Raw genomic sequence first — 17,839 nt, forward strand, 5'->3', positions numbered from 1 at the left:
GTTACGCCTGTGACGCCGATGAAGGACCAAAAAGATCAGTGGAGCCCGGGATGAACCCCGGGCTCCACTGATCTGTTGGCCGTATGACGCTACTGCACGCTCACCCTTACTGCACCGTCACCTGCCCCACGAGGCGGGTGTCCGAGACGGAGCTCCCCACAAAGATGGACAGCGGGCCGGTGGGAGTGACGAAAGCGTCCGCTTCGTCGTCCCAGTACTGCAGCGACCGCGGGTCCAAGGCGATATTCACCGTTCCCACCCCTCCGGGCCGAAGGGTGATGCTGCCGTATCCGGCCAGTTGCCGGGTGGGCGTCGGAACGTCGCCGGGCAGGCTGCCCACGTACACCTGCACGGTTTCCTCCCCGGTGCGCGTCCCGAGGTTTGCTATCTGCACGGACACGTTTCCGGTCGGATCAGCGTCATCCACCGTGTCAGGCAAGGACAGGTTGCTGTACCCGAACTGGGTGTAGGACAACCCGTGCCCAAACGGGAACAGCGGAACCGCACCCCGGGTCACGTAGTTTTTGTACCCGACAAATACTCCGTCGGTGTAGTCCGCCGTGGGGCTCAGCACGTCGAAAATGTCGAACGGGTTGGGTGGCCCAATAGTGGTGGCCTGCTCGTCGCTGACCGGGAAGGTAACCGGCAGCTTCCCGGACGGATTCACATCCCCATACAGCACGGAAGCGACGGCCCGCCCCTGCGCCTGCCCGGCGTACCAGGCCTCCAGGACCGAGGGCACGCTGTCGATCCACGGCATGGTCACCGGCCCGCTGGTGGCCAGCACAACGACGGTGTTGGGGTTTGCGGCCGCCACGGCGCTGATCAGCGCGTCCTGGTTCTGCGGCAGCGTCAGCGAACCGCGGTCCGCTCCCTCACCGGTGTAGTCCCGGGCGACGACGACGGCGACGTCGGCGGCCGCTGCCGCCTGCGCAGCTGCCGTGATGCTTGGTGCCACCACGCCCGCCGGCGGGGTCCAGCCGAGCCGGGCAATGGCGCCGGGCTGGTCATTAAGCCCGCCATTGAACTGGTTCGGCGCGTCGGTGGTGTATTCCACCCGCACCGGAACCGGCGTCCCGGCAGTCAGGTCCACCGTTACCTCGTCCGTCAACAGGGTGTCCGCAGGTTCGTTGATGAGCTCCGTTCCGTTGACGTAGAGCCGCGCGGTGCCCAGATGCGTCAGTGACAGGGTGTAAGTTCCCGTCGACGGCGGCACGATGGTCCCCGCCCACACCGCGGACATGGGTGCCGTGGCGAGTTGGCCGCCGATGCCCGGCACCTGGGACGTGTTGATGACGTCCGCGGAAATGCCGGTGCGCAGGTTCACCTGCCGCTCGGAGCGGGTCAGCGTTGTTGCACCCGTGAAGTTGTTGACACCCAACCGGTATTCGGCGTTCAGGGCCGTGAGCACGTCACTCGGCACCGGGAACGGCCCGGGAACCGTGTCGGCCAGGGACACCGGGTCCGTTCCCGGGGACTGGGTGACGGTGGCGCCCGCGGCCCGGGCGGTGATGCCGTCCAGGATAGTGGTCAGCTGTGCCGGGTTCTGGACCGCACCCGAGCCGCCGCCGTCGATGTACCAGTCGGCATCGGAGCCGATGACAGCCACCGAAGAAGTGTCAGCGTTGACCAGCGGAAGCGTGTCACCGCTGTTCTTCAGCAGGACAATGGCCTCTTCGGCCACCTCCTCGGCGATGGCGTCATGGGCTGCCAGCATGTTGTCCGGAATGGCGACGTCCGTGGGCTGCGGGTTCACAAAGGAGTTCACCGGCGGGTTGTCGATGATGCCGTTCTCGAACATGGCGTAGGCCACGCGCCGGGCGGCGTCGGTGATCCGCAGTTCGGAGACCTCGCCGGCCTCGACGGCTGCGGTCAGGGCCGGCCCCGAGAACTCGGTCCCGGGACCGGCAACGTCCAGCCCGTTCGCGTAGTCGGAGAAGGCATGGGCAGCATTAAAGTCCGAGCTGACGTAGCCCTGGAACCCCAGCCTGCCCTTGAGGATCTGGTTCAGCAGCAGGTCATTGCCGCACGAGTACTCGGCGTTCACCTGGTTGAACGCGCACATGACGGACCCGGCGTTTCCGTTCACCACAACGTTTTCCCAGTTACGGCTGTAGTTCTCCAGCAGCGGCCGCTCTTCAATGACCACATTGACGTCACCCCGGCGGGATTCAAAGTTGTTCAGGTTGTAGTGCTTGGGCAGGGCAATGATGTCGGGACCCTGTTCGCCGATCACCTGGGACGCCGCGGTGTCTCCGCTCAGCAGAGGATCTTCGCCCAGGTCCTCCCACATACGTCCGTTGTAGGGGGTATTGATCAGGTCCATGGTCGGTCCGGCAATGGAGTTGAATCCGACGGCGCGGGCTTCCTCCCCGGACACCGCACCGTAGGCGCGGGCCAGCGTGCGGTCGAAGGTGGAAGCCAGGCCCACTCCCACAGGCAACGCGGTGGACGGACCGGTGTCCAGCGCCAGACCGCAGCAACCGTCCTTGCCCCGGATTGGCGGCAGTCCGAATTCCGGAACCCCAACCCCGCCCGACTGCACCAGATATCCCACCTTCTGGGTTAGGTTCATCGCGGCAGTGACCCAGTGTGCCCGGGTCATGGCATCCTCATCGCTGCCCAGCCACGGGTTGCCCGCCGGAACCGGCGGATTACAGCCACCCTCGCTCCCGTTGTACCTGTCCAGGCGTTCCATGAAGGCGGCCATCGCATTACGTTCCACCGGAAGGAACGGCCGGTAGGTCCCGTCGGGCCAGCCGGTGGAGATCCCCGCCTCCTTCATCCAGGCAATGTCCCTGGCGAACTGCAGATCCACCGGCACGTCAGTGAACGGCGCAGTAGTGGGGGCCGGGAAATCCCGTGCCGCCTCGATGCTGCAGTAGGTCCCGCTGAAGCGGTTCATAAAAGCGGCCATCGTGTCCCTGAGAACCGGGGCCAGCGGACGGAAAGTCCCGTCCGGGTACCCGTTGGCGATGTCCGTGGAGGCCAGCCAGGTGATTTCCTTGTAAAACTGCGTTTCCGGAGTGATGTCGGTAAACGGAGATGTGGCCGGCGCCTCAAAATAGGGCTGCCCGGCCAGCCGGTAAATGAAAGCGGCCATGGCGTCACGGGCAACAGGCGCCAGTGGGCGGTAGGTGCCGTCCGGAAATCCGGTGGTGATGCCGTTTGCGGCAATAAACAGGATTTCCGCTTCAAAGGGATCTCCGGCAATATCGGAAAAAGGCGGGGGCTGGACCGTATAGGCGGGATTCGCCTGCAGGGGTGCGGCGTCGTCGGCGCCCACCGCCGCGGGAAGGAAACCGGTAACGGCAAACAGCCCCAGGAAGGCCACTAAACCGTACCGGCGCGCAGTGCGCCGTTTGGGTGTGAACATGCAAGCTCCTCAGTTTCGCGGCGGTGCGAATCCCTTCACGCATCACCACAGGTGCAAGGGTTGGAGCGCGCCGGCATCATTGCGGGTACCGGGAACAAAGGCAGCGAAATACGCCGGAAACCGTCGGCATCCAGCACAAGCTTCAGCAGGGATTGTCCGGTGTGGCCGGGTGCGAGCACTTGTGGAGCAGAGCCTACGGATAGGCACCATGCCCTTCAATAGCGCCAAATACGTGAATGGAACCGGGTATTGGTGCTAACAATTCCGCCGTGCGACTATCCGCAAGGGTGACAGTGCTTTCCGGGCAGCCGGCATCCAACATTGGGAGAGCCTGTCTGCCGTTTGTGGAGAATTCCCCTGCGTCAGCTCAAAGACTCCACACAGGCAGCGCCCCACGCACTTCCGCCGGCGGAATCCGGGCTTGCGTCAGGAACCGTTAGCTAAGGGTTGCGGCCGCAGCGCGGTAGCGGCGCAGGATGTCAGGCGCCGGATCGGACTCCACGGTGCTGGTGCCGGCCTGCTTCCACTCGGGCCAGCTTCCGGTGAGGACCCCGGCGGCCTGCCGGGCGGCGCCGTTGGCCACATATTCGTCCGGTTCCGGAACGGTCACCGGCAGCCCGAACACGGCCGAGACGGCGTGCTGCAGGGCCGCGGAGCGGGCGGCACCGCCCACCAGGATGACCCGGCGGACGTCGGTTCCCACAGCGGTGAGGGCAGCCAGCCCGTCCGCCAGCGAGCAGGCAATGGCTTCCACGGCCGCGCGGGCGAGGTTTGCCGGGGTGTAGTTCTGCAGGGTGATCCCGTGCAGGGACCCCGTGGCGTCAGGCAGGTTCGGAGTGCGTTCGCCCTCGAAGTAGGGCACCATGGTCAGGCCGCCGGCACCGTCACCGGCCCCCAGCGCCAGCTCGGTCAGCCCGGGAAGGTCCACGTTCAGCAGTGCGGCTGTGGCGTCCAGCACCCGGGATCCGTTCAGGGTGCAGACCAGCGGCAGGTAGTGGCCGGTGGCATCGGCGAAGCCTGCCACCAGCCCGGAGGGGTCCGCGGCCGGCGTCGCGGACACCGCAAACACGGTTCCGGAAGTGCCCACGGAGACGACGACGTCGCCCACATCCGCGCCGACGCCCAGCGCCGCGCCGGCGTTGTCTCCGCTGCCGGCGGCGATCAGCTGTCCGGCAGGTGTGCGCAGTGCCGTTTCCAGCGGGCCCAGTACGCGGGGCAGCACCGGAAGGTGGCCCAGGGTCTGTTCCAGCACTGCCGGCAGGTACTCGCCGGTGGACGGAGACCAGTACCCGGTGCCCGAGGCGTCGGAGCGGTCGGTGCACAGGGCCGCCAGTCCGGCGGCTCCGGAGCCGGGTCCGTAACCGGCCAGCCGCCAGCTCAGCCAGTCGTGCGGCAGGCAGACGGCGGCGGTGCGGGCCGCGTTTTCGGGCTCATGTTCGGCCAGCCAGCGCAGTTTGGTGGCGGTAATGGACGCCACGGGAACGGTGCCCGTGGACCGGGCCCAATACTCGGCGCCGTCAGTGCCGTCTGCTCCGGCGTCGGCGATCATGTCCCGCGCTGCGTCGGCGGAACGGGTGTCGTTCCAGAGCAGGGCCGGGCGCACCACGGCGCCGTCAGCGTCCAGGCAGACCATTCCGTGCTGCTGGCCGGAGACGGAGATGGCGTCCACGTCCGCCAGTCCGCCGGCCTCCGCCGCGGCTGCCTGCAGCGCTGTCCACCAGGTTTCCGGATCCACTTCTGTCCCGGGGGCGTGGCGTGCGGTGCCGCGGCGCAGCACGGCGCCGGTGACGGCGTCACGGATGACGATCTTGCAGGACTGTGTGGAGCTGTCCACTCCGGCGACCAGGGGCATGGCGGGACCTTTCAGGGAAGGCAGGATGGGGGAAGGCTAGCGGGAAGGCAGAGGGGCGAAGGCTAGCGGGAAGGCGAGGGGAAGGCAGAGGGCGAAGATACGAAGGGCGTAGACGCGGAACTGCCAAACAAGCGGCGGGGCTGGTTACGGCTGTGGGGGCCGGCAGCGCACCAGGGACAGGGTGCCGCTGATCTCCAGCTCGCCGGCAGAAAACGGCAGCAGCACGGTGTCGCCGGCCGCCAGCGGCCAGGCCCCGTCCGCTGTGGACAGGGTTCCGCTGCCGTCCAGCACCACGAGGACGCTGAACCCGGGCTCCAGGACGGCAGCGCCGTCGACGTCGGTGCGCTCGGCGCGGAAGTAGCTGCGGGAGCCGTCCGCCAGGGTGGCTTCGCCGGTGCCGCCGCGCACCACCAGCGCGTCCACGCCGGAGGCGCTCAGTGCACCGGTGTCCGTGGCCTGCAGCGCCGTATCGAAGCCCAGCCCGAGGTGCCCCTGAGTGGTTCCCTCAATGGCGAAGTCTTTCCACTCCAGCAGGATGGAGAGGTCTTCCGGTTCCTGCACCTCCACCAGGAAAATCCCGCTGCCGATGGCGTGCGGGCAGCCCGGGGGAACGTACACGCTGTCACCGGGGTTGACCTCCACCAGGTGCATGGCGGCCAGCATGGCCTCCACGTCCTGTCCGTCCACCCAGCGGCGCAGTTCCTCGGAGCTGATGTCCCGGGTGAACCCCAGGTGCACCGAACCGCCCTCCAGGATGTACCAGGCTTCGGCCTTGCCGTGCCGGCGGCCCAGGTGTTCTGCGGCGAAGGCCTGTTCCGGATGCAGGTGCACCGGCAGGCGCTGGCCGGCGTCGAGGAGTTTGACCAGCAGCATGGTGTCAGCGCCGTAGCGGGCCACATGTTCCGGCCCCAGCCATGCTCCGGGATCTGCGCTGATCTCCTCGCGGAGCAGCCGGCCCGCTGCCAGCTCGCTGAGTCCCAGTGCGGATTCTCCGAAGAGGGTGGTGGTGGATCCTACCCAATCCTCGGGAACCCGTTCCCCGGCGGCGGCCGTGCCGCGGAAGGCGCGGATTTTCCCGCCGCCGCGGTAAAACCGGTCCGCAGGCTGGTTGCTGGGAAGAAAGATCGGGGCAGTCACTGGATTCCTCCGGTTGGCTCGTTCGCTGGTGCAATGTTGGTGGTGGTGCCGCGGCGGCTGAGTGCGGTGGGCAGCACAACGGTTTCAGGGTCAAAGTCCTCGCCCCGGATGCGGCGGAAAAGCAGTTCTGCTCCCAGAGCGCCCAGGGCGTAGTTGTCATAGCTGACTACCGTCAACGGCCGGGGCATGAGATCGGAAAGGTGGAAGTCGTCAAAGCAGACCAGGGGTTCGGTGCGGCCGTGTGCCCAGAGGGCGCGCAGGGCTCCCACCCCTGAGCGGTTGTTGCCGCAGAAGAAGGCAGTGGGTGCATGGTCCGCAGCCAGAATGGCGTCCATCCGCCGCGCGGCCTTTTCCGGCGTGGCCACGTTGTGGACCACCAGGGACTCGTCGAAGGGCAGCCCGCGATCCGCATAGGCCTGCCGGACGCCGTCGAGCCGTTCGCTCATCGTGGGCATCTTCAGGGTGTCGATCAGGATCCCGATCCGGGTGTGTCCCTCGTCCAGGAGCAGCCCGGTGCCGGCCCGGGCACCGGCGAAGTTGTCCAGCACCACTGCGTCAGCGGCCAGGCCTTCCGGCCGGCGGTCCAGGAACACCATGGGCGTGCCCAGGTCCATTTCCTTCTGCAGCCCGGCATGGTCGCCGGAGGTGGGCACGATCAACAGTCCGTCCACCCGGCGGCGGCACAGGTCCTGGACGGCTTCGAGCTCCTCTTCGGCGTTTTCTCCCGAGTAGGAGGTGATCAGTTGGAAGCCGTTGGCCCGGGCAACATCCGCCACCGCGCCGGCAATGGTGGCATAGAACTCGTTGCGCAGGTCCTTGGTAAGCAGGCCAATCGTCGCGGTGCTGGAGCCGGAGCGCAGCACTGCGGCTGCGAAGTTGGGCCGGTAGCCCAGGTCCTCGGCGGCCTGCTGTACCCGGCTCGCCATGTCCGCATCCACGGTCTGTACGCCATTGACCACCCGGGACACGGTTTTCAGGCTCACGCCGGCGCGCTCGGCCACGTCCGTCATGGTGGGGCGGCGGGCCGGGTTCTGCTGGCTCTCGGCGACCATCGGTACCTCCCCTTTGACGTGACGCGGCGTGCATGGATGTGTGGTTTAGACAACGTTGTCCCAACTGTATAGCATGGCGGGACAACGTTGTCTGAATGGCGTGCGTCACTCCACCGGCCCCTGTTTTCCGCGAAGAAGCGGCCGCAGGGGCACAGAGGTCAGCCGCCAGCCGGAGCGTCAGAAGAGACTACAAAGGAGTATCTACATGAAGGCACTCAAGAGCGCCGCACTGCTCGGAGCCTTGGCACTGAGCGCCATCTCCCTTTCCGCCTGCACAGAGGACATGAGCGCCTCCGCCGGCGGCGAGCAGCGCACTGAGGTCAAGGCCGTGGGGCTGATGGTCCAGGACCTGGGCAACCCGTTCTTTAACTCGATGAAGAACGGTGTGGAGGCCGCAGCCAAGGACCTGGGCGCCACCTTCTCCGCGCAGGACGGCCGCCAGGACCTCGCCGCGCAGAATGACCAGATTGATGCCTTCATCCAGCAGGGCATCGACGTGCTGCTGATCAACGCCGTGGACTCCGAGGGTGTTGGCCCCGCCGTCCAGCGCGCCCGCGACGCCGGCATCACCGTGGTGGCCGTGGACGTGGGAGCCAAGAACGCCGAAGCCACCGTCACCACGGACAACGTGCAGGCAGGCCGCCTGGCGTGCGAAAGCCTGATCGAGCAAATCGGCGGCAAGGGTGAAATCCTGATTGTGGACGGCACCCCCACCACCTCCATCCAGGACCGCGTCACCGGCTGCGAAGAGGCCCTCGCCGCAGCTCCGGACGTCAAGGTTTCAGGCCAGCAGAACGGTGACAACGGCCGCGAAAAGGCCCTGACACTGACCACCGACATGCTCACGGCATCCCCGAACATCTCGGGCATCTTCGGCGTGAACGACCCCACCGCACTGGGCGCCAACCTGGCCGCACAGCAGGCCGGCAAGTCCAACCTGATCATCACCGGCGTTGACGGCTCCCCCGAAGCTGTTGCCGAAATGGGCAAGGCCTCCTCCATGTTCAAGGGCACCGCCGCACAGGATCCCAACCTGCTCGGCTCCACCGCACTGGAAATGGCAGTGAAGCTGCGCGCCGGCGAAACCCTGGAAAATGACACCGTGCTGGTGCCGAGCTCCCTCGTGGACGCCTCGAACCTCGCCTCGTACAAGGGCTGGCAGTAACTCCGACGACGGCGGCCGGCACCGGCCGCCGTCGTCGTTCTTCCCACCGCACCACACAAAGGCTGCATTCCAATGACTAATCCTTTACTGCGCATGAGCGGAGTCAGCAAGAAATTCGGCGGCGCCGTGGCCCTCGAAGATGTCCACCTGGAGCTGCACGCGGGCGAAGTTCACGCGCTGATGGGGGAAAACGGGGCCGGCAAGTCCACCCTCATGAAGATCCTCTCCGGCGTCTACACTCCGGACAGCGGAACCATTGAACTCAACGGCGCGCCGATCTCCATCTCCAACCCGCGTGACGCCCTGGCCAAGGGCATCGCCATCATCCACCAGGAACTGAACACCGTTCCGGACATGACCGTGGCCGAGAACCTCTCGCTGGGCAGCGAACCTAACCGCGGCGGCATCCTCAACCGCAGGGAACTGCGCCGCTCCGCCCAGGAAAAACTGGACCGCATCGGCGCCAACGTCCCGGTGGACCTGCCCATCGGCCGCCTCTCCGTCGGCATGCAGCAGATGGTGGAAATTGCCCGCGCAGTCGCGGAAAACGCCAAGATTCTGGTCCTGGACGAACCCACCGCCTCCCTCTCCCAGGGCGAGGCGGACCGGCTCTTTGAACTGGTCGAGGACATGCGCGGACGCGGCATGGCCCTGGCCTACATCAGTCACCGCATGGAAGAGGTCTGGAAACTCTCGGACCGGATCACCGTGCTGCGTGACGGCCGCTGGGTCTCCACCACCAGCCGCAGCGAAGCCACCCCGGCGGACATCGTGAACCGGATGGTGGGCCGCGACGTCGACAATCTCTACGTCCACCACAACCGCGAGCCCGGCAACACCGTTTTGTCCGTCCGCGGACTGACCAACGGCAAGGGCATCGGCCCCGTGGACCTGGACCTCCGGGCCGGCGAAGTGGTGGGACTCGTGGGCCTGGTGGGAGCCGGCCGCACCGAGCTGGCCCGCATGATCTTCGGCGCCGACGCCAAAACCGGCGGCACCATCAGCATGGACGGGACCGAGGTGTCCATCAGCAGCCCCGGCGACGCGATTGCCCAGAAGATTGGACTGCTGCCCGAGAGCCGCAAGGAGCAGGCCCTGTTCCTGGACATGTCCATCCGCGACAACGCCGCCATGAGCACCTTTGGGCGCTTCAGCTCCGCCGGAGTCATCAAGCGGCGCAGCATCCGCGACGCTGTCAAGGGTGAAGTGGCATCCCTGCGCGTGCGCAGCACCTCCATCGACCAGCTGGTGGGCGGCCTCTCCGGCGGCAATCAGCAGAAGGTGGTGCTCTCCCGCTGGCTGATGCTCGAACCCAAGGTGCTCATCCTCGATGAGCCCACCCGCGGCGTCGACATCGGCGCCAAGCAGGAGATCTACCGCATCATCAACGACCTGGTGTCCCGGGGCGTGGCGGTGCTGGTGATTTCCTCCGATCTGCCCGAAGCCCTGGGAATCAGCGACCGCGTTTTTGCCGTCCGCGACGGCCAGCTGGTCAAGGAATTCAGCCGCGCAGAAGCAACCGAACACTCCGTCATGATGTACGCCACCGGCGTTGCCACCGAAGGATCCGCCGAATCCCAGCTCCTGGGGGAAAAGTAATATGTCCACACTTACAAAAAACCCGTCCTCCTCCACACCCACAGCCAAGAAGGGACCGGACCTGCCCTGGCTCTGGGACCGCTACGGCATCCTGGCCGTGCTGGTCATCCTTGTGGTGATGATGAGCGTGTTCGCGCCGAACTTCCTCAGCGTCGACAACGGCCTGAACGTGGCCCGCGCGGTCTCCATCAACGCCATCCTGGCGGCCGGCATGACCCTGGTGATCCTCACCGGCGGCATTGACCTCTCCGTAGGCTCCGTGGTGGCCCTGACCGGTGTCAGCTCCATCCTCCTTTGGACGGCCGGCGCCCCCGCCATTGTGGCGGTCCTTGGCGGCATCCTCGTGGGTGCTGCCACCGGCCTGATCAACGGCAGCTTGATTGCCTACCTTGGTTTGCCGGCGTTCATCATCACGCTCGGCGCCCTGACCTACATCCGCGGGTTCTCCTACTCGCTCACGGATGCGCAGCCGCTGATCGCCAGCGATCTGGGCTTCCGCGCCCTGGGCAACGGCGGCATCGCCGGAATCCCGACGCCGGTGGTTCTGATGCTCGCGGTCTACGCCGTGCTCTGGTTTGTCCTGGAACGCACCACCTTTGGCCGGCACATCTACGCGATCGGCGGCAACAAGGAAGCGGCCCGCCTCGCCGGCATCAAGGTCAAGTGGACCCTGGTCCGCGTTTACCTGATCATGGGCGCCTGCGCCGGCCTGGCCGGAGTCATCTTCGCCGCCCGCGTCGAATCCGGCCAGCCCAAGGCCGGCGAAGGTTACGAGCTGGACGCCATTGCCGCCGTCGTCCTCGGCGGCACCGCGCTGGCCGGCGGACGCGGCCGGATTGTGGGCACCCTTATTGGTGCGCTCATCATCGGCGTGCTCAGCAACGGCCTGGTGCTGATGAACGTTCCGTTCTTCTACCAGCTGGTGGTCAAGGGCGTGGTGATTGTCCTCGCCGTGGGCATCGACGGGCTGAAGAACTTCAAGCGCGCCTAGTTCCTTTCGAGCACTTCACGGGCCTGTCCCCTGTTCCGGCTGAGCCGGCAGGGGGCGGGCCCGTGTGTTTTCCTTCTTGTCCTTTGTTCGCGTCACACCTGTTGGATGGAGTCACGGATGATGACAGGCATTTCAACCAGATGCTCCTCCTGTTTGGCGCCGCCCAGGAGAAGTTGGACAGCCAGCGCACCCATTTCCTCATGAGGAAGCCCGATCGTCGTCAGCCCCGGCCGAAGGTATGACGCGATCTCGTCGTTGTCGAAAGACACGAGAGAGACATCCTCCGGCACACGGAGGCCTCGTTCCGCCAACGCCTGGTAGGCACCAAACGCCAGCGGATCATTCAGGCAGACGAGCGCACGCAGGTGGGGCGTCTCGTCCAGAAGGGCATTCACCGCGGCGTAGCCGTTGTGCGGCTCCCACTCCCACATCGATTCCTCGCGTTCAAAGGACAATCCCCGGTCCTTCATTTCCGCGCGGATCCCGGCCAGGCGGCGCGCAACGGTTGTCGACCGAAAAACGTCCTTCTCCTGCACCGCGTTGTGTCCGAGGAGAACGATGCCGTCCCGGTGGCCGGCATCCGCCAAGAGGGCAACGGCTGCGCGTCCCCCGCGTTCCTCATCCGGCAAAACCGAGGTTGCGTAATGCTCATTTATCGCGTTCAGCAGGACGACGGGCGTGTTTCCCGGCAGGTCCGGAATGAACAGATCACGGGCCCGGGTAGTGGCGAAGACAATGCCGTCCACCTGCCGATCCAGCAGGGCCTCAATGGCGTCCGTTTCACGTGAATGGTCCCCGCTGGTCTCGGTCAACAGGATGACGTGGCCCGCCTGCTCGGCGGCGGCCAAGGCTCCCTTTATAAGTCCGCTGGCAAACCGGGTGGTGGCCACCGTGTCCGAGACAAAACCGATGGTCTGCGTCTTATCCACCCGCAGGCTCCGGGCCGCCACATTGGGCCGGTAACCGAGCTCCGCGGCCGCGCGGTTAACCCGGTCGTGCGCGTCTTTGGACAACCTGGTATCCGGGCGCCCGTTGAGAATCATGGACGCAGCGGAAGTCGACAACCCTGCCCGACGTGCGACGTCGGCAAGGGTCACACGCCTGGTAGTTGTCATGGTTCCTCCCCACCTGATGCTAACGCTCTATAACGACTTGGCAAATTCACTTGCGGTATTTCCAACTAGGCCACAGGCTAAGTGCTGAATGGATTTAGCACTGTACAGAATTCCCGAAGAAAATCACCGACAAAGGAGTCATCATGAGTTCATCACTGCGGCGCCCGGGGCGCCGTCCAATTGCCGCAGTTGCCTTTATGGCCGCCGCCGGCATCGCCCTTGCCGGATGCGCCCCGGGAAGCAGCGCCCCCTCAGGCGAGTCCTCCGACGCCAACGTCGAAGTGAATACCGAGCTCACCTCAGAGGACGTGACAATCACCATCGCTGATGAAACTGGCTTCCCCGTGACGGAGGTGCTGGCGGAGGAATTCACCAAGCAGCATCCCAACGTGAAATTCGAGATCACGCGCGACACGTTCCAAAACCTCACGGCAAACGCACCCAAACTGCTGGCCGGCGACAACCCGCCCGATCTGATCCGGCTGCCCACCATCGGCGACACCGCCCGGGACGGGCTGCTTGCCAACCTCGACCCGTACGCCGAGGCCTACGGGTGGGACGCCTGGCCCGAATCGCAGCTGTCGCCGCTGCGCATGAACGACGAAGGAACGCGCGGTTCCGGCCCGCTGTACCAAGTGGGCCTCGGCTACAGCGTCACCGGCATCTACATGAACACCGCCATTGCCGAGGAACTGGGCATCGACGCGCCGCCGGCCACCATGGCCGAATTCGCGGAAGACCTTGCCGCGGCGAAAGCCGCGGGAGAAATCCCCATCATGGCCGGCGACAAGGACGGCGTCGTCAACTTTGCCATCCAGGCAGCCATGAACCAGTACGCAGACAAGGACGAATTCCTGTCCTGGATGTTCAACGAACCCGGCAGCTCCTACGCCACCGAAGGCAACATCCAAGGCGCCGAGCTGATCCGCACCTGGGCCGATGAGGGCTACTTCCCCTCCGACATCAACGCCGTTGACTACTTCACCTTTGTCAGCCGCTTCTCCAATGGCGAAGGGCTGTTCACGTTCAACGGCAACTGGGAAGCCGCAAACTACCAGAAGGCCCTGGGCGAAAACGTCGAATTCTTCCTTGTTCCGCCCATCGAAGAGGGCGGCGACCATGTTGCCATGGGTGCAGCCAACTCCTTCTCGGTGGCGGCCGGCTCAGATGACCTCGACACCACCACCTACTTCCTGGACTGGATCCACACGGACCCGGCCGCACGCCAGATCATCACCGATGTCACAGGAGCCTCCCCGGGCGGTGACCCGGCACTGGAGCAGCCCACCGTCGAAGAAGGTTCGTTGATCGCCAGCGCACTGGAAATGGCAGCCCAGATTGGTGAAGAAAACGGTCAGGTGGACTTCATGTCCAACACCACTGCCGGCATCTACGCGGGATCGATCATCCCCGAGTCCCAGCTGCTCGTCACCAGCAAAATCACCGGCGAAGAGTTCGTGACCCGGGTGCAGGAGTTCTACGAGAGCGAAGTGGGTAACTAATGAAGGAGGCCACCACCGGCCCTGTCCGCCGAACGGGGCAGAGCGAGCCAGTAGCCACCGGTTCGGCGCCGACAGGGCCGGCGGTGGCCGTCCCGAAACGGGGCAAGCGGAAGACCCCCGCCCGGGCCGGGTACTGGGCCTGGCTGATGCTGCTCCCGGCCCTCGCCGTCTATATCGGCTTTGTCATTGTCCCCATGCTCATGGGGCTGCAGTACTCCTTTTATGACTGGAACGGAGTGGGTGTCTCAACATTCGTGGGAGCAGCCAACTACGTCGAGGTCCTGACCAATCCCGTGCTGCTGGGGTCCATCCTGAATGCCATCACCCTGATCATCTTCTTCACGCTCATTCCGATCAGTGTGGGGCTGATGCTCGCCAGCCTGATCCGGTCCATGCGTCAGGGGCCCGCCTCCTCCATAGCCCAGACCATCCTCTTCCTGCCGCAAATCGTTCCCCTTGCGGCGGCAGGCATTGCCTGGTCCTGGATGTACGCGCAGACCGGCACGGTCAACCAGTTCCTCAGCGCCATCGGTCTCGGCGGCATCACGCGGTCCTGGCTGGCGGATTACAACACGGCACTGCCCGCCGTCGGCCTGATCGGTTCCTGGGTCCTGACCGGCCTGTGCACGGTGCTCCTGCTCACCGGCATCGGCAAGATCGACGGTTCACTCTATGAAGCAATCCGCCTCGACGGCGCCGGCTGGTGGCGGGAGTTTTTCACCGTGACACTGCCCGGGCTGCGCCAGGAAATAGCGGTCCTGGCCACGCTTACCATCATCGCCGCGCTGAGCAGCTTCGACATCATCTACACCTCAACACAGGGCGGCCCGGGCCGGACCACCCTCGTCCCCGGCATCTCGATCTTCCGGATTGGCTTCACCCAAAGCGACGTGGGTCTGGCCTCCGCCTTCGGCATGGTGCTGATGGTCCTTGTCCTGCTTGTGGTGCTTCCCATCCAGCGACTTTCAAAGGTAAACGACTGATGCGCACCAGCCGCAGTGAACTGCTTCTTGGCCGCCTGCTGCTGGCGGTGGCCCTTATCCTCACGCTGCTGCCCCTGATCAGCATGCTCTCAGCAGCGCTGCAGCCGGCGGACCGCAACCCCACCGGCATCGTCTGGCCTTCGGACCCGCAGTGGGGAAATTTCGTCACAGCGTTCGAGGTGGGCAACGTCTGGCGGCTCATGCAGTCCAGTGCCTTCATCGTGCTGGGAGTGGTGCCGGCGTCGCTGCTCATAGCCACGCTGGCAGGATATGCGCTCGGAGCGCTGGCCCCCAAGGGCGGACGCGCGGTCCTGATCTTCTTCGTTGCAGGGCTGACAATTCCCTTCGAAGCACTGATCATCCCGCTCTATTACCAGTCACAGGCCATGGGCACGCTCAACACACCCTGGGCGGTAATCCTTCCCCTGCTGGGACTTTTTATGCCCTTCAGCGTCTTCTGGATGCGCGCGCACTTCATCAACGTTCCGCGCGAACTCTCCGAGGCCGCCCGGGTGGACGGAGCATCGGTCCTGCAGGAATTCCGGCAAATCCAGCTTCCGCTCGCCGTCCCTGCGCTGTCGGCGCTGGCCATCCTGCTCTTCCTGTGGACCTGGAACCAGTTCCTGCTCCCTGTGGTGCTCATTGCCGACCCGCTGGACCGAACCGTGGCCGGCGCGCTGACCTTCTTCCAGGGCCAGTACTCCCTGAGCATTCCCCTGCTGAACGCGGGCGCACTGCTCATCATCACTCCCGCCATCGTGGTGTTCCTCATCTTCCAGCGCCAGTTTGTCCGCGCCCTGCTCCAGGGCGCCGTCAAGGGCTGACCCGGTACGGCTTTTCGCTTCGACTAAGGATTTCCACCATGAGCTTCACCCGCACCGACCATTGGGTCTGGGATTTCTGGCACGCCGACGACGGCGTCGAGCACCATCTCTTCTACCTGCACGCGCCGAAGTCGCTGGAAGATCCCGAGCTCCGCCACCGAAACGCGCGGATCGGCCGCGCGAGCTCCACCGATCTGCACACATGGACCGATCACGGCCTGGTGCTCGAGCCGGGCGTGGCAACGGCTTTTGACGCCAGCGCCACTTGGACCGGCAGCGTGGTCCGGGCCGACGACGGATCCTGGCGTATGTTCTACACCGGCACACGCTTCCTCTCCGAAAACGCCGTCACCAATGTGGAGACGGTGGGCCGCGCGGTCTCAGAGGATTTGGCGTCATGGACCAAACACCCGGACTTCCTCCCGGCCGACCCCCGGTGGTATGAAACCCTCGCTGACGGGACCTGGCATGAGGAAGCGTGGCGGGACCCGTGGATCCACCGCGACGCCAACGGCCTCTGGCACATGCTCCTTACGGCCCGGTCCCGGGAGGGCACCGGACGGGACCGTGGCGTCATTGGGCACGCTACGTCTGAGGACCTCCAGCAATGGACAGTTCAGCCCCCGCTCAGCAAACCCGGAGCCGGTTTTGCCCACCTGGAGGTCATCCAGCTGGTAACCATTGAGGGCCGGCATGTCCTGCTGTTCTCCTGCGACACGGCTCACCTTGCCGGTGAGCGCGGGGCGGACGGAACGCGCGGCGGCATTTGGGCGCTGCCGCTGGCCACGGATTCACTCGACCAGGTCCTCGACATTGCAGCCGCTACTCAGCTGACAACGGACGAGTTCTATGCCGGCCGCGCGGTCCAGACCCGGACCGGAGAATGGGTGCTCCTGGCGTTTGAGAATGTCGACGGCGGCGGGACGTTCATCGGCGGCATTTCGGATCCGCACCCTCTGCGGTGGATGTCAGACGGCACCCTTTCACTCGCCGGGGCCGAGGTCAGCGCATGAACGGCGAACTGACCGGCATTCACGGCACTGCCGAGGAACGCTTCCGGCCGGTCCGGGAAGCATTCGCGGCAGCCTTCGAGGGCCGCCCCCGGATGGGCGCGTCCCTGGCCGTGCACCATCAGGGGCGCCTGGTGGTCGATCTGTGGGGCGGACTGGCGGACGCCCGCAGCTCCGAACCCTGGGTCCGCGGCACATCCACTGTCATCTTTTCCTGCACCAAGGGAATCATGTCCATCCTCGTGGCCCGTCTGGTCGAAGCCGGACGGCTGGACTACGACATGCTCCTCACGGACATCTGGCCGGAGTTCGGCGCCCACGGCAAAGGCGCTGTAACTGTCGGAGACGCCCTGGCCCACCGCGCCGGAGTATCGGCGCCCCGGCAATCAGTTGATCTTAAGCAGGCTCTGGACTGGCCAGCGATGACACGACTGCTCGCCGCGCAGGAACCCCTGTGGGAGCCCGGATTCGGATACGGTTACCACGCGCTCACGCACGGCTGGCTCTCGGGTGAAATCATCCGCCGCGTGACGGGCAGCAGCCCGGGTGAATACCTCGCCGAGTCCCTCGCCGATCCGCTGGGGGCAGAGCTGCGTCTCGGCGTCCCGGAGAAACTTCAGGCAGGCATCGCCCATTTGGAGGCGGGAGAGAGCCTTCATGAGTCCGTCCGGCTGCAGAAAGCCGCGCGGAGTCCCGGTGTGGCGGACTGGCCGAGCGCTGCGATGACTCTTGGCGGCGCGTTTCCCGAGGAACTTGTGGGCGCGGAGGTCGGGTTTAACCGCACCGATGTCCGTGCCGCTGAATGGCCAGGCGCGGGCGCAGTGGCCACTGCCCGCGGACTGTCTGCGGCGTGGTCCTCGGTGGTTCACGATTCAGCCACCACCCACCGGCTCGATCCCGAAGTCCTCAAGCGGGCAACTATGGTGCGCAGCGAGGGAGAACCGGTATTCCCCGCCCCCGCACCGTGGCCGCGGTGGGGGGCCGGGTTCCAGCTTGATTCAGGTGCGCGGCGCTATGTCACCGCTGACGGAATGGGGCACGACGGCGCCGGCGGGCAGGTGGCGTTTGCCGAGCCGGCGCTGGGGCTGAGCTTTGCTTTCCTGACCAACTGGATGGAGGCCGGTGATGATCCCCGGGGCACAGAAATAGTCAATGTCCTCAGGGATGTCCTGGCAAAGTAGCCTCCGGGCCGGCGTCGGCATTCTGAAATCACGGGATAAAGGAATCTACGGT

At 65.6% G+C, this 17,839-nt stretch carries 13 protein-coding genes; 8 read left to right on the forward strand and 5 right to left on the reverse strand.

Going from position 1 to position 17,839, the window contains the following annotated elements; translation table 11 throughout:
* Nucleotides 1–106: 106 nt before the first annotated feature.
* The 4 genes from AAE021_RS12070 to AAE021_RS12085 form a co-directional block, all read right to left on the reverse strand.
* Complete coding sequence (locus AAE021_RS12070) at nt 107–3,376, reverse strand: glycoside hydrolase family 3 C-terminal domain-containing protein (RefSeq protein ID WP_342022579.1); 3,270 nt, start codon at nt 3,374–3,376, stop codon at nt 107–109.
* A 436-nt stretch (nt 3,377–3,812) separates the two neighbouring features.
* Entirely contained in the window at nt 3,813–5,228 is a 1,416-nt protein-coding gene (locus tag AAE021_RS12075; protein ID WP_342022580.1) for an FGGY family carbohydrate kinase, read from the reverse strand.
* A 144-nt stretch (nt 5,229–5,372) separates the two neighbouring features.
* Nucleotides 5,373–6,365 carry a class I mannose-6-phosphate isomerase gene (locus AAE021_RS12080; RefSeq protein ID WP_342022581.1) on the reverse strand — a complete coding sequence of 331 codons (993 nt, stop codon included), beginning with the start codon at nt 6,363–6,365 and terminating at the stop codon, nt 5,373–5,375.
* Nucleotides 6,362–7,417: a LacI family DNA-binding transcriptional regulator gene (locus tag AAE021_RS12085; RefSeq protein ID WP_342022582.1), complete on the reverse strand. Its 1,056-nt coding sequence runs from the start codon at nt 7,415–7,417 to the stop codon at nt 6,362–6,364. The genes AAE021_RS12080 and AAE021_RS12085 overlap by 4 nt, the downstream gene beginning before the upstream one ends.
* A 205-nt stretch (nt 7,418–7,622) precedes the next feature.
* On the opposite strand from AAE021_RS12085, the gene AAE021_RS12090 reads away from it, so the two are divergent.
* The 3 genes from AAE021_RS12090 to AAE021_RS12100 all read left to right on the forward strand — a co-directional run bounded on the left by AAE021_RS12090 (nt 7,623) and on the right by AAE021_RS12100 (nt 11,172).
* A complete protein-coding gene (locus AAE021_RS12090) occupies nt 7,623–8,582 on the forward strand; it encodes an ABC transporter substrate-binding protein (RefSeq protein WP_342022583.1) in 960 nt (319 codons plus the stop codon).
* Between the two features lie 72 nt (nt 8,583–8,654).
* The gene (locus AAE021_RS12095; RefSeq protein WP_342022584.1) at nt 8,655–10,181 is read left to right on the forward strand and encodes a sugar ABC transporter ATP-binding protein; all 1,527 of its coding nucleotides are present in this window, start codon (nt 8,655–8,657) and stop codon (nt 10,179–10,181) included.
* 1 nt (nt 10,182) lies between these two features.
* Nucleotides 10,183–11,172 carry an ABC transporter permease gene (locus AAE021_RS12100; protein ID WP_342022585.1) on the forward strand — a complete coding sequence of 330 codons (990 nt, stop codon included), beginning with the start codon at nt 10,183–10,185 and terminating at the stop codon, nt 11,170–11,172.
* A gap of 92 nt (nt 11,173–11,264) precedes the next feature.
* On the opposite strand, the gene AAE021_RS12105 is transcribed toward AAE021_RS12100, so the two are convergent.
* Complete coding sequence (locus AAE021_RS12105; RefSeq protein ID WP_342022586.1) at nt 11,265–12,287, reverse strand: LacI family DNA-binding transcriptional regulator; 1,023 nt, start codon at nt 12,285–12,287, stop codon at nt 11,265–11,267.
* A 143-nt stretch (nt 12,288–12,430) separates the two neighbouring features.
* Between AAE021_RS12105 and AAE021_RS12110 the strand changes: the two genes are divergently transcribed.
* The 5 genes from AAE021_RS12110 to AAE021_RS12130 all read left to right on the forward strand — a co-directional run bounded on the left by AAE021_RS12110 (nt 12,431) and on the right by AAE021_RS12130 (nt 17,787).
* Nucleotides 12,431–13,789: an ABC transporter substrate-binding protein gene (locus AAE021_RS12110; protein ID WP_342022587.1), complete on the forward strand. Its 1,359-nt coding sequence runs from the start codon at nt 12,431–12,433 to the stop codon at nt 13,787–13,789.
* A gap of 83 nt (nt 13,790–13,872) precedes the next feature.
* The gene (locus AAE021_RS12115; protein WP_342022588.1) at nt 13,873–14,772 is read left to right on the forward strand and encodes a sugar ABC transporter permease; all 900 of its coding nucleotides are present in this window, start codon (nt 13,873–13,875) and stop codon (nt 14,770–14,772) included.
* Entirely contained in the window at nt 14,772–15,596 is an 825-nt protein-coding gene (locus tag AAE021_RS12120) for a carbohydrate ABC transporter permease (RefSeq protein ID WP_342022589.1), read from the forward strand. The genes AAE021_RS12115 and AAE021_RS12120 overlap by 1 nt, the downstream gene beginning before the upstream one ends.
* Before the next feature lie 38 nt (nt 15,597–15,634).
* Complete coding sequence (locus AAE021_RS12125) at nt 15,635–16,609, forward strand: glycosyl hydrolase family 32 (RefSeq protein WP_342022590.1); 975 nt, start codon at nt 15,635–15,637, stop codon at nt 16,607–16,609.
* Nucleotides 16,606–17,787 carry a serine hydrolase domain-containing protein gene (locus AAE021_RS12130; RefSeq protein ID WP_342022591.1) on the forward strand — a complete coding sequence of 394 codons (1,182 nt, stop codon included), beginning with the start codon at nt 16,606–16,608 and terminating at the stop codon, nt 17,785–17,787. The genes AAE021_RS12125 and AAE021_RS12130 overlap by 4 nt, the downstream gene beginning before the upstream one ends.
* The last annotated feature ends 52 nt before the right edge of the window (nt 17,788–17,839 follow it).

The organism is Arthrobacter citreus (assembly GCF_038405225.1).
Taxonomy (GTDB): domain Bacteria; phylum Actinomycetota; class Actinomycetes; order Actinomycetales; family Micrococcaceae; genus Arthrobacter_B; species Arthrobacter_B citreus_A.